The following is a 25,100-nucleotide window of genomic DNA, read 5'->3' as shown; positions in this document are numbered from 1 at the left end:
TCAGCCCTTTACTCCGGTCAGTGTGACGCCCTCGACGAACGCCTTCTGGGCGAAGAAGAAGACGAGGATCACGGGGGCCATGACCAGTACGGTCGCGGCCATGGTCAGGTTCCAGTCGGTGTGGTGTGCGCTCTTGAAGGACTCCAGGCCGTAGCTGAGCGTCCAGGCGGCCGGGTTCTCCGAGGCGTAGATCTGCGGGCCGAAGTAGTCGTTCCAGGCGTAGAAGAACTGGAAGAGGGCCACGGCGGCGATGCCCGGCTTGGCCATCGGCACGACGACCTTGAGCAGGGTGCGCAGCTCGCCGCAGCCGTCGACCTTCGCCGCGTCGAGGTACTCGTTCGGGATGGTCAGCAGGAACTGCCGCAGCAGGAAGATGGAGAACGCGTCGCCGAAGGCCATCGGGATGATCAGCGGCCAGAGCGTGCCGGACAGGTCCAGCTGCTTCGCCCAGAACAGGTACATCGGGATGACGACGACCTGCGGCGGCAGCATCATCATCGAGATGACCAGCATCAGCGACAGATGCCGGCCGCGGAAGCGGAACTTGGCGAGCGCGTATGCCACGGGCAGCGAGGAGACGACCGTGAGGACGGTGCCGAGCCCCGCGTACAGCAGGGTGTTCTTCCACCAGGTCAGAAAGCCGTCGGTGTCGAACACCCGCTGGTAGTTGCTCCATTCGAAGGGGTGCGGCCACAGATCGCGGGTCAGCGCCTGCTGGCCGTTCATCAGCGAGGTGAGCACCAGGAAGACGAACGGCAGCACGAAGAAGAGCGCGGCGGCGACCCCGAGCGAGTGCACGGCGATCCAGTTCAGCAGCGACTTGCGGCGCGCCCTGCGTTCGGCCGGGGTGACCGGGCCGGTCGCGGGGTCGGCTTCCTTGACGGCGTCGAGTACCTGCGCCACGTCACTCACCTGCCTGGATCAGCCCGCTGCGGCGCCGCATCAGCAGTGTGGTGAACGCCATGGCGAGTACGAAGAGAACGAGCGCGACCACGCAGGCGGAGCCGTAGTCGAAGCGCTGGAAACCGAGGTTGTAGACGACCTGCGGAAGCGTCAGTGTCGACTTGTCGGGATAGCCCGGTTCGAACTGCTGCCCGGAGCCGCCCATCACACCCGAGGCGACCTTCCCGGCCACGAATGGCTGGGTGTAGTACTGCATCGTCTGGATGATCCCGGTGACCACCGCGAACATGATGATCGGCGAGATGTTCGGCAGGGTGACGAAGCGGAACCGCTGGAACGAGGTCGCCCCGTCCAGCTCCGCCGCCTCGTACTGTTCCTTCGGTACGTCCAGCAGGGCGGCCATGAAGATCACCATCAGGTCGCCCACCCCCCACACCGCGAGCGCGGTCAGGGCCGGCTTGGACCAGGTGGCATCGGTGAACCAGCCGGGCGTGGGGAGCCCCAGCTCGCCGAGGATCGAATTGACCGGCCCGGTACCCGGGTTGAGCAGGAAGACGAAGCCGAGGGTCGCCGCGACCGGCGGGGCCAGGTACGGCAGGTAGAACAGGGTGCGGAAGACCCCGGCCCCCGTCTTGATCCTGGTGATCAGCAACCCGATGCCGAGGCCGAACACCACCCGGCAGGTGACCATGACCACGACCAGCCAGAGCGTGTTGCGCAGCGCCGGCCAGAACAGCGGGTAGTCGTTGAAGACGAAGGACCAGTTCTTCAGCCCGCTGAACTCGGGGGCGGAGAACCCGTCGTAGTCGGTGAAGGAGAAGTAGACGGTGGAGATCAGCGGATAGGCGAAGAAGACGCAGAACCCGATCAGCCACGGCGACATGAAGGCCGCGGTCCGCAGCGCCGACCGGCGGCGCTTCGAACGGAGTGTGTAGGTGGTCATCGCGGTTCTACTTCGCCTGTGCGATCGCCGCGTCGATTTCCTTGGCGGTGTTCTCCAGGCCCGCCTTGACGTCCTTCTTCCTGCCCTTCTCGATGTCGAATCCGAGGTTCTGCAGGGACACCAGGTACGCGCCGCCGTTCACCGAGGGCGGGGTGGTGGTGCTGTTCGGGTTCGCGGCGATGTCCAGGAAGGTCTTGAACCGCGGGTCGTACTTCAGCTTGGGCGACTTCAGCGCCGCCAGGGTGGACGGCACGTTGTGGATGGCGTTGGCGAAGTTCACCACGGCGTCGGTGTCGGTCGTCATGAACTTCACCAGCTCCCAGGCCGCGTTCTGCTTCTTCGAGGTGGCGGCGATCCCGGCGATGGTGCCGGTCAGATAGCCCTTGCCCCAGGTGTCGGCCTGGTCGTCGGCGACGGGCATCGGGGCGACGCCGATCTCGAACTTCGGCTTGGTCTCCTCGGCCATCCCGAGCCGCCACTCGCCGTCCAGCTGCATCGCCACCTGGCCGGTGTGGAACGGGTGCTTGGCACCCCACTCGTCACCGAAAGACGTGCGGTACTTCTCCAGCTTCTCGTAGCCGCCCAGGTCGTCGACCAGCTTCTTCTGGGTCGTGAGCATGGCGGCGAACGACGGGTCCTTGGCGATGTTCGACTTGCCGTCCGCGTCGAAGTACTTCGGGTCCCAGGCGCCGAGGTAGTGCTCGGTCGTCGTCTCGTAGCCGTGGTAGTTCGGCATGAAACCGAGCCGCTCGTACGAGTCGCCCTTGGTCTTCGTCAGCTTCTTGGCGTCCTCGGCCAGCTCCGACCAGGTCCTCGGCGGCCTCGTGATCCCGGCCTTCTCGAAGGCGTCCTTGTTGTAGTAGAGGCCGTACGCGTCACCGAGCAGCGGCACGGTGCAGCGCACCCCGTCGAATTGGGTGTACTCGTTCATCGCCTTCGGGAAGGTCTTGTCCGGGGCGATCCCGTCCTTCTTCAGGAAGGGGTTGAGGTCGATGAACGCCTTCGACGAACAGAACTTGCCGACATTGTTCGTGGTGAACGACGAGACGACGTCCGGGGCGTTCGAACCGCCCGCCCGCAGTGCCTGGTTGACCTTGTCGTCGGTCATGTTGCCGACGACCTTCACATGGATGTTGGGGTGCGCCTTCTGGAAGGCGTCCACCGTCGCCTGGATGCCCGCGACCTCGGTCGGGGCGTTCCAGCCGTGCCAGAACGTGATGGTCGTCTCCTTGGACGGGTCATCACTGGCACCGGAGTTGCTCTGGCCCGTACAGGCCGAGGCGAGCAGAGATATGGCGGCGGTCGCGGCGAACGCGGCGGCCGTCTTCCGGCGGTTTCCGGACATGGCGGTCTCCCGGTGAAGGATGGGGGCGGGGGTACGGAGGGAAGAGGGCGGGCCGAGAAGGATCAGCGGGACGTGTCGAAGACCTCGTCACGGGTGGTGGCGAGGGCGCTCTCCAGCGCGCCGCGCAGTACGGGGCGGTGCTTCACTTCCCCGGCGATCAGCCGGGGCCGGGAGGCCGCCAGTTCGGTGAGCTCGGACGCCACCCGGCAGCGCAGCGGCTCCCCGCCGGCCGCGATCACCTCGCCGGACAGCACGACGACTTCCGGGTCGAGCACGGCGATCATGGAGGCGAGGCCGGTCGCGAGGCCGGTGGCGAAGAGATCGAGGAGCCGGGGGTACGGGCCGTCCTCGCCCGCCTCCGCGGCCTCTGCGGCGCGGGCGAGCAGCCGGGCGGCGACCTCGTGGTGGGTACCGGGGGCGCGGATCAGCTCGTCGTCGATGCCGAGCTTCCGGCCCAGCCGGGACAGCACCTGCGCGCCCGCCAGCTCCTGGAAGCCGCCCGCGTTCACCTTGGTGACCTGACGGACCAGCGGGACGCCGGGCACCGGCAGGAAGCCGACCTCACCGGCACCACCGGTGAAGCCGCGGTGCAGCCGCCCGTTGATGACGAGGGCGGCACCGAGCCCCTCCTCGTTCCACAGCAGGACGAAGTCGTCGTGCCCACGCGCCGCGCCCAGCCGCTGCTCGGCCACCGCGACCAGGTTCACGTCGTTCTCGTACTCCACCGGCATCGGCAGAAACGCGGCCAGCTCCTCCAGCAGGGTGGGAGAGTGCCAGCCCGGCAGGTGCGAGGCGTACCGCAGCCGCCCGGTGCCGGGGTCGAAGGCGCCCGGGGTGCCGATGACGACACGGTGCACATCGGAGCGGGTGAGCCCGGCGTCCTTGACCGCCCCGTCCAGCGCATCCGCCACCTGCCGCACCACGCAGTCGGCGCGCCGCCCCGGGGTGCGCAGCTCGAACTCCCCGACCGTCTCACCGGTCACATCGGCAACGGCGGCGACGATCCGGCGGGCGTTCACATCCAGCCCCGCGACATGGGCGGCCCGCGCGTTCACCGCGTACAGCTGGGCATTGGGCCCCGGCCGCCCGGCCACGGTCCCCGTCGCGACGACCAGCCCGGCCGCCTCCAGCCGCGCCAGCAGCTGCGACGCGGTGGGCTTGGAGAGCCCTGTCAGGTTCCCGATCCTGGTCCGGGAGAGGGGTCCGTGCTCCAGCAGCAGATCGAGGGCGGCCCGGTCGTTCATGGCCCGCAGAACGCGGGGGGTACCCGGTGTGGTTCCGGCCATGAGCACTGCACCTGCCCTCTGTTAGGAAAGTTTCCTATTCGGTGACAGGACGGTATGCGTACGTCACCGGGTCGTCAATGGGCAGTGCCCCGGTGGCTACCAAAGCGTTACCTGGGGCATGTACGGAACGCGGGGGTCCTTGGCGGTGCATTCCCAACCAGGCCATTGACGAATCGAGTTGAGGTCGCGTCGGCTCACTCTTGAGTGAGGGGCGCCCCGCAGGCTCTGCGGGGCGCCCCTCACTCGTACGGCTGAACGCGCGCGGTCGAAGTCACACGGCGGGGACCTACTTCGACAGGTTCGGCGGCGGCGTGATCGGCGTCGTGGCCAGGGACTGCGGCGAGGTGGCCGACGCGTACGCCGAGGGGGCGGCCACGGCGGCCGTCGGGTCGGCCGGCGAGGGTTCGTCCGCCTGGGCCGGGACGCCGCCGACCATGCGGATGCCCGACTCGTCGAAGGACCGCTTGATCCGCCAGCGCAGCTCGCGCTCGACGCCCAGCGCCTTGCCCGGCATCGTCTTCGCGGTCACCCGGACCGTCATCGAGTCCAGGAGCACGGAGTCCAGGCCCAGGATCTCCACCGGGCCCCACAGCCGCTCGTTCCACGGGTCTTCCTTGGCCATCGCCGCGGCGGCCTCGGAGATCACCGTACGGACCTTGTCCAGGTCCTCCGTGGGGCGCACCGTCACATCGACGCCGGCCGTCGACCAGCCCTGGCTGAGGTTGCCGATCCGCTTCACCTCGCCGTTGCGGACGTACCAGATCTCACCGTTGTCGCCGCGCAGCTTGGTGACCCGCAGGCCGACCTCGATGACCTCGCCGGAGGCGACGCCCGCGTCGATGGTGTCGCCGACGCCGTACTGGTCCTCCAGGATCATGAAGACACCGGAGAGGAAGTCGGTGACCAGATTGCGCGCACCGAAGCCGAGGGCCACACCGGCCACACCGGCGGAGGCCAGCAGCGGGGCCAGATTGATCTGGAACGCGCCCAGGATCATCAGGGCGGCCGTACCGAGGATCAGGAACGACGCGACCGAGCGGAGTACGGAACCGATCGCCTCGGAGCGCTGACGGCGACGTTCCGCATTGACCAGCAGCCCGCCCAGCGCGGTGCCCTCCACCGCCTGGGCGCTGCGGTTCATCCGGTCTATGAGCTTGGTGAGAGCACGGCGGATCGCGATGCGCAACACGATCGCGATCGCGGCGATGAGCACGATGCGCAGACCGGTGTTCAGCCAGGTGGACCAGTTCTCCTCCACCCAGCCCGCGGCGTTGCCGGCCTGCTCGGCGGCTTCGTCCAACGAGCCACCGGACCCGGGCGTCGAAGCTGCGGCCAACAGGGCGGACGGGAACACGGTGGAACCTCCAGGTGGGCGACGGCAGACCAACCACACTAACGGGGTATCGGGAGTGTTCCGTTGTCGCGATCGAGGGGAGAGACACGTCTCACGAGGGTCGCAGCGGCGCCGTGTGGCCGATCGCACATCGGGGCACGGCCACTGCGGCAGCGGCCCCGAAGCGCCTGTTCCGGCGTGCGGCGACGGTGCGGGAAGCAGGGAGCGGCGAAAAATCCTCCCGGCCCGTTACCCGTACGTGGTGGCGCTTTGACCAGGCGTGAGTAGAGACTGAGATCGGATCGTCCCGGCGCGAGCCACGCGCCGCCGGCGTACAAGGAGGCATCCACCGTGCCGCATGTCCTGGTTCTCAACGCGTCGTACGAGCCGCTCGGCGTCGTACCGCTCCGCCGCGCGCTCGTCCTCGTGCTCGAAAACAAGGCCATCTGTCTTGAGGAGTCCGGCGCCTTCATGCACAGTGCCACCCAGGCCGTCCCGGCTCCCAGCGTCGTCCGCCTGAAGCGGTTCGTACGGGTTCCGTACCGGGGGCCCGTACCGCTGACCCGCAGGGCCCTCTTCGCCCGGGACGGGGGCCGCTGCATGTACTGCGGCGCCGCCGCGACCAGCGTCGACCATGTCATTCCGCGCAGTCGAGGCGGACAGCATGCCTGGGACAACGTGGTGGCGGCCTGCCGCCGCTGCAACCACGTCAAGGCGGACCGGCACCTGCCGGAGCTCGGCTGGCGGCTGCACCAGCAGCCCGCCCCGCCGACGGGTCTCGCCTGGCGCATCATCGGGACGGGACACCGCGACCCGCGCTGGCTGCCGTACTTGCAACCGTTCGGCGCGGACGACGCGATGGCCCGGATCGACGGCATTTCAGCCTGAGAGATCCGGGCCTTTGTCGTTCCCGGGGCCGGACGGGGCCGGACGGGGGCTTTCGGGGACGACAGACGCGCGACCGGGGCGTTACTCCGTTGCGGCGACGGCGTACGCCTGAACCGACCAGAGCGAGTAGCCGAACTCGGTGCCCCGGGCATCGCCCTGCACCCTGAGGTAGCGGGTGTCTTTCGCGTCCATCCGGACCGACTCGCGCCCGCCCTTGCCCTCCCGCATGGTCGCCGCCGTGCGCCAGCTGCGGCCGTCCGCGGAGACCTGGATGCGGTAGCGGGAGGCGTACGCGTCCTGCCAGTGCAGCACCACCCGGCCGATCCGGGCCGACTGCGGCAGTTCCGCCTGCCACCAGGCGCCGTCCTCGACCGGTGAGGACCAGCGGGTCTCAGGGTCGCCGTCGGAGGCGGCCGTTGCCGGGAAGTCCGGGGTCTCGTCGCCGGACGAGGAGGCGGTGGCGGTACGTACCAGGTCGGGGCCCGCGGTGCGCGGGTACGCCCGGACGGTCAGCGTGCTGCGCTCTTCGCCGAAGCCGATCGGCACCTCGTACTCGCCGGCCGGGGTGCCCGCCGGGACGGTGATCTCGACGGGGACGTCGGTACGGGAACCGCGCGGCACCCTCGTCTGCTTCGGGACGCTCACCTTGATGCCCTTGGGCGCCTTCGCGGTGAGTGCGCCCCTCACCTCGGCGGGGCGCACGGCGGCGAGGCGTGCCTCGACCCGCTGCGGCCCGCCGCCGATCTCGGCGTCCGTCTCGCCGCGTACGAGATCCAGCCGGGCGGCGGGCTCGTCGCCGAACCACGGCACGAGCGCGCGCACCTGCGGAGCCCGGGGCGAGGTGTTCCCGGAGGCGGAGGCGCCGGTTCCCATGCTGTTCCCCATGCTGCTTCCCATCCGGCTTCCCGGGACGATCGGCGGCATCGTGCCCGTGATGACCGACGGCGTCGACGGACCGCCCGTGGGCCAGCTGATCCGGATCGCGTCGGCCCGCAGCCCCCTGGCCGGCGTCTGGGTCCAGCCGGTGGCCGACACCGGGCCGAGGCTGCGCCAGCCCTCACCGGGCACATGGGCCTCCAGCGCCGCACCGGTCACCGCGCCGTCGCCGGGTTCGGTCATCGCCGTCACGGTCTCCACCGGGCGGGAGCGGTTCAGCCGGACCGTATAGCTGTCCGGGGCCTCGGTCACCGTACCGGCCTCGCGGTCCGCGCCCGTCCAGGCATCCGCCTCCCGGCGTACCCGGTCCAGGAACGGGCCGAGGACGCCCTTGCCGACCGTCGCACCGCTCGCCTTCGCGGCCTTGCGCACCGGTTCCAGCGCCAGCGAGGCCCGCCACGCGGCAGCGCCGTCACCACGCGACTGGGCCTGCAGCAGATCGACGGCCAGCTCGCCCGCCCGGCCGTACCGGGACAACTGCTCCGTCCACGGCCGCACTTCGCCGTCCAGGCGCCCGTCGGCCAGGCCCTTCAGCCGCTGCGGGGTCTCCCGCATCACGGTGAACGCCGCCCGCAGCCTGCGCGCCGCATCGGCCTGCGCCGTGGCGTCGGTCGTCGTGCGGGACTGCCAGAACGCGGCCAGCAGCGGCTGCAGATACGCCGACTCGTCACCGCCCAGCACGGACGTCGCGCTGTTCCCGGCCAGCGCGCGCAGCGCGTCCCTGGTGCGGGCGTCGCCGCCCGCCAGATCGTCGATCGCCGCCTGCCAGGACTCCTGCGGCCGGTACCCCTTCGGGTTCCAGGCGAAGTCGGCGGCGGTGAACAGCGGAATGCGGGACGCGGACGGCTGCTCCATCGCATTGGCGAGCAGCGCCGCGGAACCCATCGCCACCGCCGGATCCCGGCCGGTGTACGGGCCGAGGAAGATGCGGTCCTGCGCGTAGTCGTTGACCGGGTAGTTGTCCATCGTGACCAGCGGATGCCGGAACGTGGCGCGGGCACCGGCCAGTTCCCCGCCGGTGATGGTCCTCGGTACGACCCCGACACCGGTCCAGGCGATCTGGACCCGGTCGTCCAGCTCCCTGGCGAGCGCCCTGCGGTAGTCGGTCGACCCGTCCTGGTAGAACTCCGTCGGCATCACCGACAGCGGCTCGGCCCCCGGATGGCGGTCCGCGAGATGCTGCGCCACCTTGCTCGCCACCCGCGCCTGCGCCCTGGCCGCCGCCTCGGGGCCGCTGCCGAAGGTGTCGGCGTCGCTGTCGCAGTGCCACTCGCTGTAGCTGACGTCCTGGAACTGCAGCTGGAAGACCCGCACGCCGAGCGCCCACATCGCGTCGAGCTTCTTCGTCAGCGCCTTCACATCGTTGTCCGACGACATGCACATGGCCTGGCCGGGGGCGACGGCCCAGCCGAGCGTCACATGCTCGGCGCGGGCCCGCTCGGCCAGCGCCCGGAAGTCGGCGCGCCGGTCGGCGGGGTACGGATCGCGCCAACGGGCCTGCCGGTACGGGTCGTCGCCCGCCGCGTACAGATACCTGTTCTGCTTCGTACGCCCCATGAAGCCGATCTGCGCCAGCCGCTCCGCGCGGGTCCACGGCTGCCCGTAGAAGCCCTCGGTCATCCCGCGTACGGCGGTGCCCGGCCAGTCCCTGACGGTGACCCCGGCGACGCTCCTGTCCCGGATCAGCTGACGCAGTGTCTGCACACCGTGGAAGAGGCCGTCCTCGCCGACGCCGTCCACGGCGACGGTCTCCCGGCCCACGACCCGGCCCACCGCGATCCGGTAGCCGCCGGACGGCAGATCGCCGCGGTCGGGGGCGTGCAGCGTGCGCAGGGCGTCCTGGGCGCCGTCGCCGCCGAGCCGGATGACGGGTCCGCGGCCCGGCAGCGCCTCGTGGACGGTCCGCACGCCCGCGTCCCGCAGGATCTGCCGGAGTGCGTCGACGGCGTACGGATCCGCGTGCACGCCGGTCACGAGGGTTACTTCGGCGGAGAGCGGTACGGAGGGCCCGGACGCCCTGATGGACTGGGGTCGCGGCCACACGGCGGGCAGGGTGCCGTCGTCCGTGCGGTCGGGGGTGGTGACGGCGGGGAAGCCGGGTGCCGAAGGGGCCGCGACGGCGGCCGGGGCCCCCGCGGAGAGCAGCCCGCCGAGCACGGCGACCGCGACGGCCGTTGCCTGCTTTCTGCGCCTGAGCCGCATCGCTCTTCTCCCTCGCTCCCACCGGTGGGTTCCGAGCCCACCACCCGCGCGCGAAGGTGTCAATGCGGGTGGTTGTTGTGCCGTAAATGCCCGATGCGGCAGGTGGGGTGAGGGGTGGTCGGCCGCAGACGGGCGACGCCAAGGATGACGCCGAATGGCCGAAAACAGCGGACAACTTACGGAGAACCGGCCTCCGGGGAACGGAATGTGACCCAGGGCACGTTGAACTCGTTGTGATAACGCCTACGTCTGCGGTCGAGCCCGCTGGGTAGGTCTGCTGTGTCCTGTTCCTTCACGGCCGGGAGGCCGCCATGCCCGCTGCCGCGCAGCTTCTGCTCTCCGCTCTCTCCGAACAGGCCCCCGGTCCCGGCCCGCTGCCTGTTGCGGTCCCGGCCGCCACGCCCGGCCCCGGCCCGCTGACGAGCGAGCCGCCGCTCGCCGATGCGATACCTCTCACCAGTGAGCCGCCGCTCGCCGACGCCACGCCACTGACCAGCGAAGCCCCACTCGCCGTCAACGCCCCGCTGACCAGCGAGCCGGCCGCCTCCGGCGGCGCGTGGGGCATGGAGTCCCCAGGAGTCTGAATGGGCTTGTCCCGGCTCGCCGCACTGCACGGCGTCGCCACCTCCTACTCCCCGTCCGCCGACGTCACGGTGTCCGTCCCCGACGACACGGTCATCGCCGTGCTCGCCGCGCTCGGTGTGGACGCCGCCATGCCCGAAGCGGTACGGGAATCGCTCGCCGCCGCCGAGTCCTCGGCCCGGTCCCGGCTGCTCCCGCCGACGCTGGTGGTGTGGACCGGGGAGCCGCTGCCCCGGGCCCTGACCGCCCTGCCGCCCGGCACCACGCTGGACATCGGGCTCGAGGACGCCGGTTCGCCCCCGCCCCCGCGGATGCGCATTCCGGCCGACCGACCGGATCCGGCCGTTTCGGTACGGGGCGCCGCCGACGCGGGCACGGATGCGGACGGGGGGAGCGGAACGGGCGCGGCCACAGGTGCGGGAGGTGGCACCGCGACGGGTGTGCCCCCGGCCCCCGCCTGGTGGGTCGAACCGCCGCTCGGGGTGCACCGGTTGGCCGTACGTGCTCCGGGCGGCCGGAGTGCGACCGGCACGCTCGTCGTCGCCCCGCCCCGGGTGCCGCAGCCGCCCGCACGCAGCCACGGCTTCCTCGTCCAGCTCTACTCCCTGCTCTCCGCCCGCTCCTGGGGCATGGGCGACCTCGGGGACCTCGCCGACCTCGCCGCCTGGTCCGGGCGGACCCTCGGCGCCGGATTCGTCCAGGTGAACCCGCTCCATGCCGCCGTGCTCGGCAACCCCACCGACCCGTCCCCGTACCGCCCGTCGTCGCGGCGCTTCCCCGACCCCGTCCATCTGCACATCGAGTCCATCCCCGAGTACGGGCACGTGCCGGACCGGGGCGCCCTCGACGATCTGCGGCAGGACGCGGCGACGCTCAGCGACACCGTCCTGAACAAGGGCGCCCTGATCGACCGGGACGCCGTCTGGGAACTCAAGCGCCAGGCCCTCGAACTCGTGACGAAGGTGCCCCTCACTCCGGGCCGCCGCGCCGCCTACTGCGACTTCCTGGCCGAGCAGGGACAGGCCCTGGAGGACCACGCCCTGTGGTGCGCCCTCGCCGAGGTGCACGGCTCCGACTGGCACACCTGGCCGGCCGCGCTCCGCGACCCCCGCTCCAAGGAGACCGCCCGCGCCCGCCGCGAACTGCTGGACCGGGTCGACTTCCACTGCCGGCTCGCCTGGCTGACCGACAGCCAGCTCGCCGCCGCCCAGCGCTCCGCCCTGGATGCCGGAATGGCCGTAGGCATCGTCCACGACCTCGCCGTCGGCGTGCACCCCGGCGGCGCCGACGCCTGGGCCCAGCAGGACGCCTTCGCGCACGGCATGTCCGTCGGCGCACCCCCGGACGCCTTCAACGCCCGCGGCCAGGACTGGGGCCTGCCGCCCTGGCGCCCCGACGCCCTCGCCGCGTCCGGCTACGCCCCGTACCGAGGACTGCTGCGCGGACTCCTCGCCCACGCGGGCGCCCTGCGCATCGATCACGTCATGGGCCTGTTCCGGCTCTGGTGGGTGCCCGAGGGGCGCCCGCCCACCGAGGGCACCTACGTCAGCCACGACGCCGAGGCGATGCTCGCCGTCCTCGTCCTGGAGGCGCACCGGGCCGGCGCGGTCGTCATGGGGGAGGACCTCGGCACCGTCGAACCGGGGGTACGCGAGGCGCTGGCCCGGCGCGGCGTGCTCGGCACGTCCGTGCTCTGGTTCGAACGGGACTGGGCGGGCACCGGCCGCCCGCTGCCCCCCGAGGAGTGGCGCGAGGGCTGCCTGGCCACCGTCACCACGCACGATCTGCCGTCCACCGCCGCCCGGCTGACCGGCGACCATGTGACGCTGCGCCACCGCCTCGGCCTGCTCACCCGCGGCCTGGCGGAGGAGTTGACCGAGGACGCGACCGACACCGCCGAGTGGCTCGGGTACCTCGCCCGGCTCGGCCTGCTCCCGGAGGGCGAGGGCGACGAGGAGGGCGCCGTCCGCGCCGTACACCGCTTCCTGCTGCGCACCCCCGCCCGCATGGTCGGAGTCTGGCTGCCCGACACGCTCGGCGACCGCCGCCCGCAGAACCTCCCCGGCACCTGGGACCAGTACCCCAACTGGCGACTGCCCGTGGCCGACGCGGAAGGCCACCCGGTCACCCTGGAGGAGCTGGCCGCCGCACCCCGCCTGCACCGGCTGATGGAGGTCCTCGAACCCCGCGCGGACCGCGCGGAATCCCGCCCGGAGCCGCACCGCGGACCCCACCCGTAATCCGGCCCCGACCCCGTACGGCACCCCCGGGCGCGCGCCCGTCCTGGGCGTTCGCTACGTTTGCACCGTGGACAAGAAGAACGCTATGCGCGCCGGCGCCGTCGCGGCCGGAACGACGCTGATGATGCTGCTCATGTCGTCCCCCGCGCTCGCGCTCACCCGCGACGACGGTGACGACCCCGGTCCGGGCCTGAGCGTGGTGGAGACCATCGGTCTGTACGTCGTGGCTCCCATCGCCCTGTTCGTGGTCATCGCGGGCCTTGTCATGATCCTCGACAAGTCCAAGAAGCAGGCCTAGCACCCACGCTCTTCCCGAGTGCGCCGCAGGTACCCCGTACCGTGCGGCGCACACGCATGTCCGGACCCGGGGGCCCGGACCGGATCCCCGGGTAGGTTGCGGCCATGATCGAGTGGGACGTCAAGAAGCTCCGCATCCTCCGCACCCTGCGCGACCGGGGCACGGTCACTGCGACCGCACAGGCCCTGCTGATGACCCCGTCCGCGGTCTCGCAGCAGCTGTCCAATCTGTCCGGACAGCTCGGCGTACCGCTCCTGGAGGCCCAGGGCCGACGCGTTCGCCTCACCGACGCCGCGCACCTCGTGCTGCGCCACGCCGAGGCCGTCTTCGCCCAACTGGAGCGCGCCGACGCCGAACTGACCGGCTATCTGCGCGGCGAGGCCGGCGAGGTGCGGATCGCGGCGTTCTCCACGGCGGTGCCCGCCCTCGTCGTACCGGCGATCCGGCGACTGCGCGCCGAGGACCGTCCGGGACCGGACGTACGGGTACGGGAGGCGGAGGCCGCGCAGGCGTACGAACTCCTGGTCGCCGGTGACGCGGACCTCGCCCTGTCCCTCGCCGCGCACGCCCCGACGGCCCGCGATCCCCGGTTCGCGGTGCTGCCCCTGCTGGTGGACCCGCTGGACGTGGCCCTGCCCGCGGACCACCGGCTCGCCGCGGTGCCCGCCCTCCGCCTGGCGGATCTCTCCGGCGACCCCTGGATCTTCGGCGGCTCGGGCCCCTGGTCGCAGATCACGACGGCCGCGTGCGAGGCCGCCGGATTCGTGCCCGAGCAGGCACACAGTGCCTCCGGCTGGACGGCGATCCTGGCCATGGTCGAGGCGGGCATGGGGGTTGCCCTGATCCCGCGCATGGCGTCGGCGGAACGGCACAGCCGGGGCGGCGTGGTGATGCGCGCACTCGAAGCCGACCAGCCGCGACGCCATGTGGTGGCGGCGGTACGGCAGGGGGCCGAACGGGGTCCGGCGGTGGCCCGGGTCCTCGCGGCGCTCACCGAAACAGCTGCATCGTTCACTTCAACTGAATAAATGATGCAAAAACTTTCGATGGACCTAATGGGTTGTCTGCCGCGATAGTAGGTGCATGACCTTCGAACAGAATGAGAACCGGCACGAGGACCCCCACGCCAACGATGCGGCCCCGTACGGCGGTGGCGACCCGTACGCCGACTACCGCACCACCGACCTCCCCTTCACCGAACTCGTCGACCTCGCCGACCGCCGCCTCGGCGCGGGCGTGATCGCCGCCAACGACGAGTTCTTCGCCCAGCGCGAGAACCTCCTGGTCCGGGAGCGCGCGGCCTTCGACCCCGAGCACTTCGGCCACAAGGGCAAGATCATGGACGGCTGGGAGACCCGCCGCCGACGCGGCGCGGACGCGGCCCACCCGTTCCCGGCCCCCGAGGAGCACGACTGGGCACTGATCCGCCTCGGCGCACCCGGCATCATCCGCGGCATCGTCGTCGACACGGCCCACTTCCGCGGCAACTACCCGCAGCGCGTCTCGGTCCAGGCGACGGCGGTCGAGGGCTCGCCCGGCCCCGCCGAACTACTCGCCGACGACGTGAAGTGGGAGGAGATCGTCCCGCCGACCCCCGTACGCGGCCACGCCGCCAACGGCTTCGAGATCACCGGAGGCCGCCGCTACACCCACGTCCGCCTGTGCCAGCACCCCGACGGCGGCATCGCCCGCCTCCGCGTCCACGGCGAGGTCCTCCCCGACCCGTCCTGGCTCGCCACGCTCGGTACGTTCGACCTGATCTCGGTCCTGAATGGCGGCAGTTACGAGGAGGCCTCCGACCGCTTCTACTCCTCACCGACCCAGATCATCCTGCCCGGCACCTCCCGCAAGATGGACGACGGCTGGGAGAACCGTCGCCGCCGGGTCCGCGACACGAACGACTGGGTCCGCTTCCGTCTCCCCGCCCAGGGGGCGGTCCGCGCGGTCGAGATCGACACGGCCTACCTCAAGGGCAACGCGGCCGGCTGGATCGCCCTCCAGGGCCGCAACGGCGAGACGGGCGAATGGTTCGAGATCATCCCCCGCACCAGGCTCCAGCCCGACACCCTCCACCGCTTCCCCCTCCGCGCCCGGGCGATCGTCACCCACGTACGCCTCGACGCCTTCCCCGACGGCGGAGTCGCCCGCATGCGCCTGCACGGCAGCCTGACGGAGTCGGGCGCGACCGAACTGGCCCGGCGCTACGAGGAGTCGGGCGCGTAACCACCCCCTTGTCCCTGTGACCCCCTGCTCCCGCCCGTCGGACGGCTGCGCGATGGCGCCCGCCCGACGGGCGGTTTCCATGTGCGTGCAGGGCCTGGATGTCCGTGTCCTTGGGGTGCCGAGCGGAGGCATACGCGAGGTGCACGGTGCGGCTTGCCTCGTCCACGAGGTAACGGACGCGCCCGCCCGCAGTCACCTCGTAGTCAAGGCGGGCTCGTCCCGGCACCCGGCCCACAGCACTCCTCGCCGTTGCCTGGTCGAAAGCAGACCGCACAACGCCGAAAGGGCGGGCACGGTGCGCAGTCCCGCAGGACCATGCACCGTACCCGCCCCGGCAACCCGGAACCGCCCTACGCGGAAGTCGCCGCGTCCGCGGCCTGGGCCTTCAGTGCGCGCTCCACGCCCGAACGCGACTCCGACATCAGACGGCGCAGGGCCGCGTTCGGCTCCGCCGAGGACAGCCAGGCGTCCGTGGTGTCCAGGGTGGCCTGCGAGACCTGGAGGGCCGGGTACAGGCCGACGGCGATCTGCTGCGCCATCTCGTGGCTGCGCGACTCCCAGACGTCCTTGACCGCTGCGAAGAACTTCTCCGTGTACGGGGCCAGCAGTTCGCGCTGGTCGGTCTGGACGAAGCCGGCGATGACCGCCTCCTGGAGGGAGTTCGGCAGCTTGTCGGACTCGACGACCGAGGCCCACGCCTCCGCCTTCGCCTCCTCGGTGGGGCGTGCCGCACGGGCGGTCGCCGCGTGGCGCTCGCCCGCCGCCGTCTTGTCGCGCTCGTACTCGCCGGCGATCTCGTCCTCTTCGAGCAGACCGGTCGCGGCGAGCCGCTCGACGAACGCCCAGCGCAGCTCCGTGTCGACGGCCAGGCCCTCGACCGTCTCCTTGCCGTCGAGCAGCGACTGCAGCAGGTCCAGCTGCTGCGGGTTGCGGGCCGTCGCCGCGAAGGCGCGGGCCCAGGCCAGCTGGTGGTCGCTGCTCGGCTCCGCCGCGCGCAGGTGCGCCAGCGTGGCCTCGGTCCACTGCGTCAGCCCGGCCTCGCGCCACTCCGGCGCCGCGTACAGGTCCAGCGCCAGCTTCACCTGGCGGTGCAGCGACTGGACGACGCCGATGTCCGACTCCTTGCCGATGCCCGAGAGCACCAGGGAGAGGTAGTCACGGGTCGCCAGCTCGCCGTCGCGCGTCATGTCCCAGGCGGAGGCCCAGCACAGGGCGCGGGGGAGGGACTCGGAGAAGTCGCCGAGGTGTTCGGTGACGACGCGCAGCGACTCCTCGTCGAGACGGACCTTCGCGTACGAGAGGTCGTCGTCGTTCAGCAGGATCACGGCGGGGCGGGCGGTACCGGCCGGGAACGGCACGGTCGTGCGCGCGCCGTCGACGTCCAGCTCGATCCGGTTCGTACGGACCAGCTTGCCGGAGTCGTCGAGGTCGTAGCAGCCGATCGCGATGCGGTGCGGCCGCAGCGTCGGCTCGCCCTTCGCGCCGGCGGGGAGGGCCGGGGCCTCCTGGAGGACCGTGAAGGACGTGACGTGGCCGTTCTCGTCCGTGGCGACCTCGGGGCGCAGGATGTTGATGCCCGCCGTCTCCAGCCACGCCTTCGACCAGGTCTTCAGGTCGCGGCCGGAGGTCTCCTCCAGCGCACCCAGCAGGTCGGACAGACGGGTGTTGCCGAACGCGTGCGCCTTGAAGTAGGCCTGGACGCCCTTGAAGAACTCGTCCATGCCGACGTACGCCACCAGCTGCTTCAGGACCGAGGCGCCCTTGGCGTACGTGATCCCGTCGAAGTTGACCAGCACATCGTCCAGGTCACGGATGTCCGCCATGATCGGGTGCGTGGAGGGCAGCTGGTCCTGGCGGTACGCCCATGTCTTCATGGAGTTGGCGAACGTGGTCCAGGAGTGCGGCCACTGCGAGCCCTCCGCGTACGCCAGGCAGGCGATCGACGTGTACGTGGCGAACGACTCGTTCAGCCACAGGTCGTTCCACCACTCCATGGTGACGAGGTCGCCGAACCACATGTGGGCCAGCTCGTGCAGGATCGTCTCGGCCCGCGTCTCGTACGCCGCGTCCGTCACCTTCGAACGGAACACGTACTGGTCGCGGATGGTGACCGCGCCCGCGTTCTCCATCGCGCCCGCGTTGAACTCCGGGACGAACAGCTGGTCGTACTTGGCGAACGGGTAGTCGTAGTCGAACTTCTCCTGGAACCAGTCGAAGCCCTGCCGCGTCACGTCGAAGATCGCGTCCGCGTCGAGGAACTCGGCCAGCGACGGGCGGCAGTAGATGCCGAGCGGAACGGACTGGCCGTCCTTCTCGTAGCTGCTGTGCACCGAGTGGTACGGGCCGACGATCAGGGCCGTGATGTACGTCGAGATGCGCGGCGTCGGCTCGAAGGACCAGACGTCGTCCTGCGGCTCGGGCGTCGGCGAGTTGGAGACGACCGTCCAGCCCTGGGGCGCCTTCACCGTGAACTGGAACGTCGCCTTCAGGTCGGGCTGTTCGAAGCTCGCGAAGACGCGGCGTGCGTCCGGAACCTCGAACTGGGTGTAGAGGTACGCCTGCTGGTCGACCGGGTCGACGAAGCGGTGCAGGCCCTCGCCCGTGTTGGTGTACGAGCAGTCGGCGACGACCTTCAGCTCGTTGGAGCCCGCGACCAGGTGCGGAAGCGTGATGCGCGAGTCGCGGAACACGGCCGCGACATCCAGCGCCTTGCCGTTCAGCTCGACCTCGTGCACGGCCGGGGCGACCAGGTCGATGAAGGTCTCCGCACCGGCCTCGGCGGAGTCGAAGCGCACGGTGGTCACGGACCGGTAGGTGCCGCCCTCCTGCGCTCCGGAGAGGTCGAGATCGATCTCGTACGCGTCCACGGTCAGCAGGCGCGCCCGCTCCTGTGCCTCTTCGCGGGTCAGATTGGTGCCAGGCACGCGGTCATCTCCTTGGTATGTGATGTTTCCGGTCATCCTTCCATGTCGCATGCCCGAATGGAGTGGCTATGGGTGTGCCACTGCGGTAGCATCGATGGTATGAAGATCAGTGTCAGCTTGCCGCAGGAGGATGTCGCCTTCGTCGACGAGTACGCCATGAAGACGGAGGCCGATTCCCGGTCCGCGGTGATACATGCCGCCATTGAGCTGCTGCGTGTCGCCGGTCTGGAGGCGGAGTACACGGAGGCGTTCGAGGAGTGGGACGCGAGCGAGGACGCCACGTTCTGGGACCGTACGGTCGGGGACGGAATCGCCGATGCGTAGAGGCGACATCCATCTGATCGATCTGGAGCCGGCCAGGGGCAGCGAGGCCAACAAGGTCAGGCCGGCCGTGATCGTCTCCAACAATGCCGCCAACCAGTCGGTCGAGCTCAGCGGCAGAGGTGTGATCACCGTGGTGCCTCTGACGTCGAACACTGCCCGTGTTCTCACGTTCCAGGTCCTTCTCAGGGCTGACGAGAGCCGCCTGCCGAGGGACTCCAAGGTCCAGTGCGAGCAGGTCCGGGCGGTCGCACCGGACCGCGTCCTGAAGCGGATCGGTACCGTCCCCCGCCAGCGCATGGCCGAGATCGACGCCGCCCTGCGACGGCACCTCGCCCTCTGACGGAGACGAACGGATACGAATGGATACGAACGGACGCGAAAGGGCGGCCACCGAGCACCGGTGGCCGCCCTTTCGTATCCGTCGGACAGAGGTCAGCCGTTCAGCTCCGCCGCCACCAGCTCCGCGATCTGTACCGCGTTCAGCGCCGCGCCCTTGCGCAGGTTGTCGTTGGAGACGAAGAGCGCGAGGCCGTTGTCCGCGGTCTCGTCGACCCGGATCCGGCCGACGAACGAGGCGTCCTTGCCGGCCGCCTGCAGCGGGGTGGGGATCTCGGAGATCTCGACGCCCGGGGCGTCCTTCAGCAGCTCGTATGCGCGCTCGACGCTGATCGGACGGGCGAAGCGTGCGTTGACCTGGAGCGAGTGGCCGGAGAAGACCGGCACCCGGACGCAGGTGCCGGACACCTTCAGCTCCGGGATCTCCAGGATCTTGCGGGACTCGTTGCGGAGCTTCTGCTCCTCGTCGGTCTCGAAGGAGCCGTCATCGACGATCGAGCCGGCCAGCGGCAGCACATTGAAGGCGATCGGACGCTTGTAGACGCCCGGTTCCGGGAAGTCGACGGCCTCGCCGTCGTGGGTGAGCTTGTCGGCATCGGCGACGACCTTGGACGCCTGGCCGTGCAGCTCGGCGACACCGGCCACGCCGGAGCCGGACACCGCCTGGTAGGTGGCGACGGTCAGCGTCCGGAGGCCGGCCTCGTCGTGCAGCGGGCGCAGCACGGGCATGGCGGCCATCGTGGTGCAGTTCGGGTTGGCGATGATGCCCTTGGGCCGGTTCGCGATCGCGTGCGCGTTGACCTCGGAGACGACCAGCGGGACCTCGGGGTCCTTGCGCCAGGCGGAGGAGTTGTCGATCACGACGGCGCCCTGCGAGGCGACCTTCTCGGCGAGCGCCTTCGACGTCGCGCCACCGGCCGAGAACAGCACGATGTCCAGCCCGGAGTAATCGGCCGTCGAGGCGTCCTCGACGGTGATCTCCCGGCCTTCCCACTCGATGGTGGAGCCCGCGGAGCGCGCGGAGGCGAACAGCCGCAGCTCGTCGGCCGGGAACTTCCGCTCGGCCAGGATCCTGCGCATGACTGTGCCGACCTGACCGGTGGCGCCGACGATTCCGACCTTCACAGGGACTCCTTCAAACGTACGAACTGGCACGGTTGCCGCTCCATGATGCGTATGTCCACGGCTTCCTTGTCCAATCCATTGTCCGCGCTGCGGACAGCGCCCGCCCGGCCGGGCACAGAGCAGTGGGGCGGGAGCTCCACAGAGCGCCCGCCCCACTGTCGTACGGATCACACGGCGACCGCGGTCACCGCTACGGCGTGACCTTCTCGATCACGACGCTGCCGGTGCCCGCCGCGGTCCCGCGGCTGTTCACCAGGTGGACCTCGCCGAAGAACTGCCGGCCCTCGGGGGCCGCCCCGGCGACCGAGACCTCGGCACCGATCTGGGCCGAGGCGCCGTTGGCCAGGTTCACGGCCTTCGACTCGTCGACCTTGATCGTGCCGAGCGACGGTGCGTAGTACACATCGCGGTAGTTGTACGTGGTCGTGCCGGACGGGACGTCGTAGCCGTCGATCACGACGGTGTACGTACCGGCGGCGGGCTTCACCAGGCTGACCGACTCCTCGGACCCGGCCGTGGTGGAGGTGCCGACCTCGGTGGTGCCCTGGTAGACGTACAGGTCGAGGTCGGCGTTGGCGTCCGACGTACCGCCGATGGCGACGTCCAGCTTCTCGACGCCCTCACCGATGGTGACCGTGTACTCCTGCTCGTCACCCGTCTTGATCGACGGTGTGGCGACCTTGGCCGAGCCCAGCGAGCCGCCCTTGAGCGTGCCCTCCAGGTCGCCGGCGTTGTTGGTGGCCGTCCAGTTCACCGCGGCCGGCGTGCCGACCTTCGCCTCGGCGATGGTCTGCACCGCCGGGTCGAAGGTCGCACCGAGCAGCGAGACATCCAACTTGTACGGGTTGTCCAGCAGCGGCGACGTACGCCGTGCCTCGACCTCGATCTCCCAGACACCCGCCTGCGGGTCCTTGTAGGAGCGCACGTCCGGGCGGCAGGTGTTGGCCGGGTTCTCGTAGTTCGGGTAGCAGAACGGCGTCCCGCTGTCCTCCACCGCCACACCGTACGGGTGGATGGAGATGAAGCGGGTCTGGCTGCCCGAGCGCAGCGCGCTCATCGCGACCTCAAGGGTCTTGGCGCCCTCCGGCACGGTCACGAAGTACGACGTGGTGCCGTTGCGCTGCACCGAGCCGGACGCCTTGAACGCGTAGGCGGGCTTCACGAGCGGCGCGGAGACGACGACCGTGGAGAGGATCTGCTGGTCCACGCCGACGGTCTTGCTGTCGTTCACCTGCAGGATCGCGCTGTGCACGCCCGCGCTGCCCGGCTTCGCCTGGACCTTGACGGTGACCGGCTCGCCGAGCGGCAGGGAGACCGTGCTCGGACCGGTCAGCTTGAACGTGCCGTCGTTGTTCTTCCACGACAGCCGGTGCTTGACGGCCTTGTCCGGACCCGTGGTGCGGGTGATCGTGACGTCGTACGACTTCTTCTGGCCGGCCTTCAGGCCGCCCTCGCGGTCGTACAGACCGGTACCGAAGCCGGGGGTCTTCAGCGCGGAGTCGATCGCGGTGTCGACCGGGGCCTTCACCGAGTACTCGTGCGCCGGGGCGCCCTGCTTCTCGATCTGCTTCCAGGCACCGACGATGTTGATCAGACCGGAGCCCTGGGCGTGCGCGGGCACCCCCTTGATGTGGGTGGCGGTGCTGGTCAGCACGGTACGCAGATCGGCCGGCGGCAGCTCGATGTGCTTCTGCTTCGCGGCCGACAGCAGCAGCGCGGTCGCACCGGCGGCCTGCGGCGAGGCCATCGAGGTGCCCTGCAGCATGGAGTAACCGGCGGGCAGGCTGTAGCCCGCCTCCTTGACCGGGCTGCCGGGCAGCCAGGTCTGGGTGGTGTTGATGGACGCACCCGGGGCCGTCAGGATCGGCGCGAAGCCGCCGTCCTCACGCGGACCGCGCGAGGAGAAGGGCAGCATGTCGTACTTCTTGGTGACGTTCGAGCCGTAGTTGGCGGCCCACGTCTCCTTGGAGATGGACGCACCGACGGAGATGACGTGGTCGGCGAGGCCGGGGTCACCGATGGTGTTCACACCCGGGCCGTCGTTGCCGGCCGAGATGACCAGCTGGACGCCGTAGATGTCGATGAGCCGCTTGTAGATCTCCGCGCGGGCGTTGTTGCCGTCGTTGAGCGGCGGCAGACCGCCGATCGACATGTTGACGACATCGACACCGCGGTTCACGACGAGGTCGGTCATGCCCTCGGTGAGCGCGATGTTGGTGCAGCCGCCGGACCAGGTGCAGGCGCGCGAGGAGACGATCTTCGCGCCGGGCGCGGCGCCGTTCATCTTGCCGCCGAAGAGCCCGTTGGCGGAGGTGATGCCGGCGACGTGGGTGCCGTGCTCGCTCTCGATGACACCGATGTTCACGTAGTCGGCCTTGTCGCCGGCCGCGTTGTACACGACGTCCTTGCGCGTCTCGACGACGAATGGGATGCGCTCGACGACCTCGGTCCGCGGGTCGTCCGTGCCGAAGTAGGAGACCTGGTGCTTCTCCTTGTACGGCTTCATGACGGCGTCGTTGGAGAAGTTGGCGTCGTTGTTCAGGTCGACGCGGGTGGTGCCGGTGACCGGGTCGTAGAGCACGGCCCAGACGTCGGTGGTGTCACCGTCCCGGTTCAGGTCTCCGGCCATGTCGCCACCCTTGGTGACGGCCTCGGAGAAGAGCTGGATCTTGTACGAGCCGGCCGGCGCCGAGTAGGTGCGGCCGCCGATGGTGAAGGTCGGGCCGGTCACCGAGGCCGTCATCCGCAGCCAGGTACCGTCGCCGTCGCTGACCGGGTCGGTGGCCGTCACCCAGTCGACGATCTTGCGCTCGCCGGTGGTGGTCTTCTGGAGCGCCGGGTGACCGAGGTCGACACCCGAGTCCAGGATGCCGATGGTCACGCCCCGGCCGTCGGCCTTCGGGTGCTGTTTGACGAAGTCGACCGCGCCCGTCTCGAAGGACGGGTTGTACGGGTTCTTCGCCAGCGTCTTCCTGCCGGGCGCCGGGTAGGTGCCCGTGGACTTCGTCTTCGCCGTGGTCCCGGCGGCCCGGTCGGCCGTGGGTGTCGGGTCGTCCAGCTTGATCTCCTGCTTGAGATCGATGCCGTGGACGGACGACAGCTTGGAGGCCGCCTTGATGGTCGCCTCGGCGGACGCGGTGGGCACGGTGGCCCGTACGTAGCCGAGCTTGTCGTACGCACGTCCCAGCACGGACCCCTTGACGGCGTCCAGCTGCTTGGTGACCTGCTCGGTCGCACCCGGAGCGGTGGCGACCATCATCGTGACGTTCTTCTCGCCCTTGGCCTCGGCCTTGGCCAGAACATCGGCATCGGTCGCGCCGAGCTTGTCGGCCGTGGCGCCGTTGGCGGCGGACTTGACGGGAGCGGGGGCGGGGTCATCGGCGGCGAAGACCGGGGCGGCGCCGGTGGCGGCCAGCGCGGCCACCAGACCGGCGGCAGCCGCGACTCGGGCCGCGCGTCTCGCCCCGGGTATGGAACTGGGGGACTCGGAGGTCATCAGCATCCCTGAAGTGAAAGAGAGAGTCCGGAATTCGGTACCGGATGACCGCTCACCCTTTCGTAAATGACAGGGGTTTGTGGAGAGTTGAGGTGGTCGAGATGTGGACATGGCGGACTTCCGCCAATGGGGCTGATGCGCCATCAGGGGCGAAACGGTGAATAAGTGGCCTCTGTGGCCCGTCTTCAACGAGGCAGGATCATCACATACGCGGCCGGTTCACGGTCAGCCGCCGCCATCAGCGCCGTACGCACCACGACCGCCTGCTGCTCCCGCGCGTCGCGGAGCTTCTTCGGCGAGAGATGGACGACGGTGACGCCGAGCCGCTCCAGATGCTCCCGCTTGGCGGCGTACGCGGACCACTGCGCGTCGTGCTCCTCCTGGCGCCGGTCGTCGTCGAGCCTGCTGTGCCGCGGCGCCCTGGTGTCGAGCACCACGGCGACCGCCTCCTCGGGCCAGTAGGCGTCCACCCCGCCGAGATGCGGGCCGCCGGGCAGCCGCAGGTCCACGTTCCACAGCGGCTCCGGCAGGCCGTACGTCCGCACCAGGTCGTACAGCCGGCCCTCCGCCAGCGCCCGGCCCTCGGCGAGCAGCGAGTCGACGGCGTTCACCACATGGGGGCGGCCCAGCAGCTTGGCCCGGCTCAACTCGCGTACGACGGCGGCCGGCTCGCAGTGCCCGCCGCGGACCGCCTCGGTGAGCAGGCGGCGTACGGCCGAGGCGTCCCCGAGCCCGGCGACCGCGTCCGTGAGCGCCCGCTCCACCGGGGCCACGGGCAGGCCGTGCACCTGCTCGGGGCGGGGCGGCTCGGAGGCCCGCACCAGATGTACGTACCGGACCGAGCGCATTCGCCGGGTGCGTGGCACCAGCACATCGATCCTGTCCGACGACGCGGTCGGCGGCGCGGCCGTGAACCCGTACAGGGCGAGCGCGGCAAGTCCGGTGACCATGGCCTCGCCGTACCCGGACTCCGTGTCCGGCCCCGGCTGCGCGGGCACGCCCCGGCGGCCGGAGGCCGGTGGCCGGCCCGCGTACAGCAGGGCGGAACGCAGCCGTTCCTCGCCGGTGGGCGGTCCCGGGTGCAGGACATACACGCCGGGCAGCGGCTGCTGCCACGGCCCACCGGTGCTGCACTGCGCGGCGGCCTCCGTGGCGGACACGCCGTGCGTCCTCAACTGTGCTGCGGACAGCACACGTTGACGGACCTCGCCGGTGATGCGGAGGTGACAGGGGGAGAGCGGGGTGTTCTGGGTCATGCTCCGGGGTATCCCGCATGCGGTCGTGGCACTAACCCCTGTTACAAGCCCGTCGACAATTCAGGACAACGCTGTCCTAAAGTACGCACGTTCGACAACCGAAAAGGACCGTCCCGTCAGGGATTGCCCGCCCGAATGGTCAACTCCAGCTCGCCCGGCCACCCCCAGCTCGCCCGGCCACCCCCAGCTCGCCCGGCCACTTCCAGACCGCGCAGCCACTATCAGCCCGCCCCGGACACCCCCAGCCCGTCCGGCGTTCGAGGACGGAACCGTTGCCGGTTTGCCGGGCACCCCAACGAGCCCCCCACCCCGGACGGGCCAGAAAACCAAGCCCGTCGAGGGGGTCCCCCCCATGCCCTTCAGGCCAATGCCGTTGCTTTTGGGGCTACTGCCATCTGTGGTTCAGGGCGATGGTGACGGCCGATCGGCGCCGGCTGGCAGGTTCATCAGAGGCCTTGCT

At 70.4% G+C, this 25,100-nt stretch carries 18 protein-coding genes; 8 read left to right on the top strand and 10 right to left on the bottom strand.

What is annotated here, in order from left to right; genetic code table 11:
* The 5 genes from ACGFU7_RS06495 to ACGFU7_RS06475 all read right to left on the bottom strand — a co-directional run bounded on the left by ACGFU7_RS06495 (nucleotide 1) and on the right by ACGFU7_RS06475 (nucleotide 5,831).
* The gene (locus ACGFU7_RS06495; RefSeq protein ID WP_329838480.1) at nucleotides 1–903 is read right to left on the bottom strand and encodes a carbohydrate ABC transporter permease; all 903 of its coding nucleotides are present in this window, start codon (nucleotides 901–903) and stop codon (nucleotides 1–3) included.
* Between the two features lies 1 nt (nucleotide 904).
* The gene (locus ACGFU7_RS06490; RefSeq protein WP_393692943.1) at nucleotides 905–1,846 is read right to left on the bottom strand and encodes a carbohydrate ABC transporter permease; all 942 of its coding nucleotides are present in this window, start codon (nucleotides 1,844–1,846) and stop codon (nucleotides 905–907) included.
* 7 nt (nucleotides 1,847–1,853) lie between these two features.
* Entirely contained in the window at nucleotides 1,854–3,191 is a 1,338-nt protein-coding gene (locus ACGFU7_RS06485; RefSeq protein WP_393692941.1) for an ABC transporter substrate-binding protein, read from the bottom strand.
* A 62-nt stretch (nucleotides 3,192–3,253) separates the two neighbouring features.
* A complete protein-coding gene (locus ACGFU7_RS06480) occupies nucleotides 3,254–4,477 on the bottom strand; it encodes an ROK family protein (RefSeq protein ID WP_393692939.1) in 1,224 nt (407 codons plus the stop codon).
* A gap of 286 nt (nucleotides 4,478–4,763) precedes the next feature.
* Nucleotides 4,764–5,831 carry a mechanosensitive ion channel family protein gene (locus ACGFU7_RS06475; RefSeq protein WP_393692937.1) on the bottom strand — a complete coding sequence of 356 codons (1,068 nt, stop codon included), beginning with the start codon at nucleotides 5,829–5,831 and terminating at the stop codon, nucleotides 4,764–4,766.
* Nucleotides 5,832–6,161: 330 nt separating this feature from the next.
* On the opposite strand from ACGFU7_RS06475, the gene ACGFU7_RS06470 reads away from it, so the two are divergent.
* Nucleotides 6,162–6,698: an HNH endonuclease gene (locus tag ACGFU7_RS06470; protein ID WP_393692935.1), complete on the top strand. Its 537-nt coding sequence runs from the start codon at nucleotides 6,162–6,164 to the stop codon at nucleotides 6,696–6,698.
* A gap of 81 nt (nucleotides 6,699–6,779) precedes the next feature.
* Here ACGFU7_RS06470 and ACGFU7_RS06465 read toward each other — a convergent pair whose 3' ends face one another.
* Complete coding sequence (locus ACGFU7_RS06465; RefSeq protein ID WP_393692934.1) at nucleotides 6,780–9,836, bottom strand: beta-N-acetylglucosaminidase domain-containing protein; 3,057 nt, start codon at nucleotides 9,834–9,836, stop codon at nucleotides 6,780–6,782.
* A 311-nt stretch (nucleotides 9,837–10,147) separates the two neighbouring features.
* Here ACGFU7_RS06465 and ACGFU7_RS06460 point away from each other — a divergent pair, with 311 nt between their 5' ends.
* From ACGFU7_RS06460 to alc, 5 genes are all read left to right on the top strand, one after another.
* Nucleotides 10,148–10,420, top strand: a complete 273-nt coding sequence (locus tag ACGFU7_RS06460) for a hypothetical protein (RefSeq protein ID WP_393692932.1) — start codon at nucleotides 10,148–10,150, stop codon at nucleotides 10,418–10,420.
* Nucleotides 10,421–12,658: a 4-alpha-glucanotransferase gene (malQ, locus tag ACGFU7_RS06455; protein ID WP_393692930.1), complete on the top strand. Its 2,238-nt coding sequence runs from the start codon at nucleotides 10,421–10,423 to the stop codon at nucleotides 12,656–12,658. It begins immediately after the preceding gene.
* A gap of 67 nt (nucleotides 12,659–12,725) precedes the next feature.
* The gene (locus tag ACGFU7_RS06450; protein WP_393692928.1) at nucleotides 12,726–12,956 is read left to right on the top strand and encodes a hypothetical protein; all 231 of its coding nucleotides are present in this window, start codon (nucleotides 12,726–12,728) and stop codon (nucleotides 12,954–12,956) included.
* A gap of 104 nt (nucleotides 12,957–13,060) precedes the next feature.
* Nucleotides 13,061–13,984, top strand: coding sequence for a LysR substrate-binding domain-containing protein (locus ACGFU7_RS06445; protein WP_393692926.1), 924 nt, complete (start codon nucleotides 13,061–13,063; stop codon nucleotides 13,982–13,984).
* Nucleotides 13,985–14,039: 55 nt separating this feature from the next.
* Nucleotides 14,040–15,179 (top strand): allantoicase, encoded by a 1,140-nt coding sequence (alc, locus tag ACGFU7_RS06440; RefSeq protein ID WP_393692924.1) that lies wholly within the window; start codon nucleotides 14,040–14,042, stop codon nucleotides 15,177–15,179.
* A 350-nt stretch (nucleotides 15,180–15,529) separates the two neighbouring features.
* On the opposite strand, the gene pepN is transcribed toward alc, so the two are convergent.
* A complete protein-coding gene (pepN, locus tag ACGFU7_RS06435; protein WP_393692922.1) occupies nucleotides 15,530–18,103 on the bottom strand; it encodes an aminopeptidase N in 2,574 nt (857 codons plus the stop codon).
* Nucleotides 18,104–18,202: 99 nt separating this feature from the next.
* Between pepN and ACGFU7_RS06430 the strand changes: the two genes are divergently transcribed.
* A complete protein-coding gene (locus ACGFU7_RS06430) occupies nucleotides 18,203–18,427 on the top strand; it encodes a ribbon-helix-helix domain-containing protein (protein WP_393692920.1) in 225 nt (74 codons plus the stop codon).
* Nucleotides 18,420–18,767: a type II toxin-antitoxin system PemK/MazF family toxin gene (locus ACGFU7_RS06425; protein WP_393692918.1), complete on the top strand. Its 348-nt coding sequence runs from the start codon at nucleotides 18,420–18,422 to the stop codon at nucleotides 18,765–18,767. The genes ACGFU7_RS06430 and ACGFU7_RS06425 overlap by 8 nt, the downstream gene beginning before the upstream one ends.
* Nucleotides 18,768–18,859: 92 nt before the next feature.
* Here the strand turns inward: ACGFU7_RS06425 and ACGFU7_RS06420 are convergent, their stop codons facing one another.
* The 3 genes from ACGFU7_RS06420 to ACGFU7_RS06410 all read right to left on the bottom strand — a co-directional run bounded on the left by ACGFU7_RS06420 (nucleotide 18,860) and on the right by ACGFU7_RS06410 (nucleotide 24,640).
* Nucleotides 18,860–19,888, bottom strand: a complete 1,029-nt coding sequence (locus tag ACGFU7_RS06420) for an aspartate-semialdehyde dehydrogenase (RefSeq protein WP_393692916.1) — start codon at nucleotides 19,886–19,888, stop codon at nucleotides 18,860–18,862.
* A gap of 190 nt (nucleotides 19,889–20,078) precedes the next feature.
* The gene (locus ACGFU7_RS06415; RefSeq protein ID WP_393692914.1) at nucleotides 20,079–23,390 is read right to left on the bottom strand and encodes a S8 family serine peptidase; all 3,312 of its coding nucleotides are present in this window, start codon (nucleotides 23,388–23,390) and stop codon (nucleotides 20,079–20,081) included.
* 179 nt (nucleotides 23,391–23,569) lie between these two features.
* Nucleotides 23,570–24,640 carry a hypothetical protein gene (locus ACGFU7_RS06410; protein ID WP_393692912.1) on the bottom strand — a complete coding sequence of 357 codons (1,071 nt, stop codon included), beginning with the start codon at nucleotides 24,638–24,640 and terminating at the stop codon, nucleotides 23,570–23,572.
* Nucleotides 24,641–25,100: the final 460 nt, after the last annotated feature.

The sequence above is a fragment of the Streptomyces sp. NPDC048473 genome (assembly GCF_043200155.1).
In the GTDB taxonomy this organism is placed as follows: Bacteria; Actinomycetota; Actinomycetes; order Streptomycetales; family Streptomycetaceae; genus Streptomyces.
The sequence above is the reverse complement of the archived record's forward strand: the minus strand, read 5'-3'. Positions and strand labels throughout refer to the sequence as shown.

Excerpts from the sequence above, each read along its gene's own strand:
- ACGFU7_RS06425 (WP_393692918.1), top strand. The coding sequence starts at position 18,420 with ATGCGTAGAGGCGACATCCATCTGATCGATCTGGAGCCGGCCAGGGGC.
- ACGFU7_RS06430 (WP_393692920.1), top strand. The coding sequence starts at position 18,203 with ATGAAGATCAGTGTCAGCTTGCCGCAGGAGGATGTCGCCTTCGTCGAC.
- alc (WP_393692924.1), top strand. The coding sequence starts at position 14,040 with ATGACCTTCGAACAGAATGAGAACCGGCACGAGGACCCCCACGCCAAC.
- ACGFU7_RS06410 (WP_393692912.1), bottom strand. The coding sequence starts at position 24,640 with ATGACCCAGAACACCCCGCTCTCCCCCTGTCACCTCCGCATCACCGGC.
- ACGFU7_RS06415 (WP_393692914.1), bottom strand. The coding sequence starts at position 23,390 with ATGCTGATGACCTCCGAGTCCCCCAGTTCCATACCCGGGGCGAGACGC.
- ACGFU7_RS06445 (WP_393692926.1), top strand. The coding sequence starts at position 13,061 with ATGATCGAGTGGGACGTCAAGAAGCTCCGCATCCTCCGCACCCTGCGC.
- ACGFU7_RS06490 (WP_393692943.1), bottom strand. The coding sequence starts at position 1,846 with ATGACCACCTACACACTCCGTTCGAAGCGCCGCCGGTCGGCGCTGCGG.
- malQ (WP_393692930.1), top strand. The coding sequence starts at position 10,421 with ATGGGCTTGTCCCGGCTCGCCGCACTGCACGGCGTCGCCACCTCCTAC.
- ACGFU7_RS06485 (WP_393692941.1), bottom strand. The coding sequence starts at position 3,191 with ATGTCCGGAAACCGCCGGAAGACGGCCGCCGCGTTCGCCGCGACCGCC.
- ACGFU7_RS06460 (WP_393692932.1), top strand. The coding sequence starts at position 10,148 with ATGCCCGCTGCCGCGCAGCTTCTGCTCTCCGCTCTCTCCGAACAGGCC.
- ACGFU7_RS06480 (WP_393692939.1), bottom strand. The coding sequence starts at position 4,477 with ATGGCCGGAACCACACCGGGTACCCCCCGCGTTCTGCGGGCCATGAAC.
- ACGFU7_RS06465 (WP_393692934.1), bottom strand. The coding sequence starts at position 9,836 with ATGCGGCTCAGGCGCAGAAAGCAGGCAACGGCCGTCGCGGTCGCCGTG.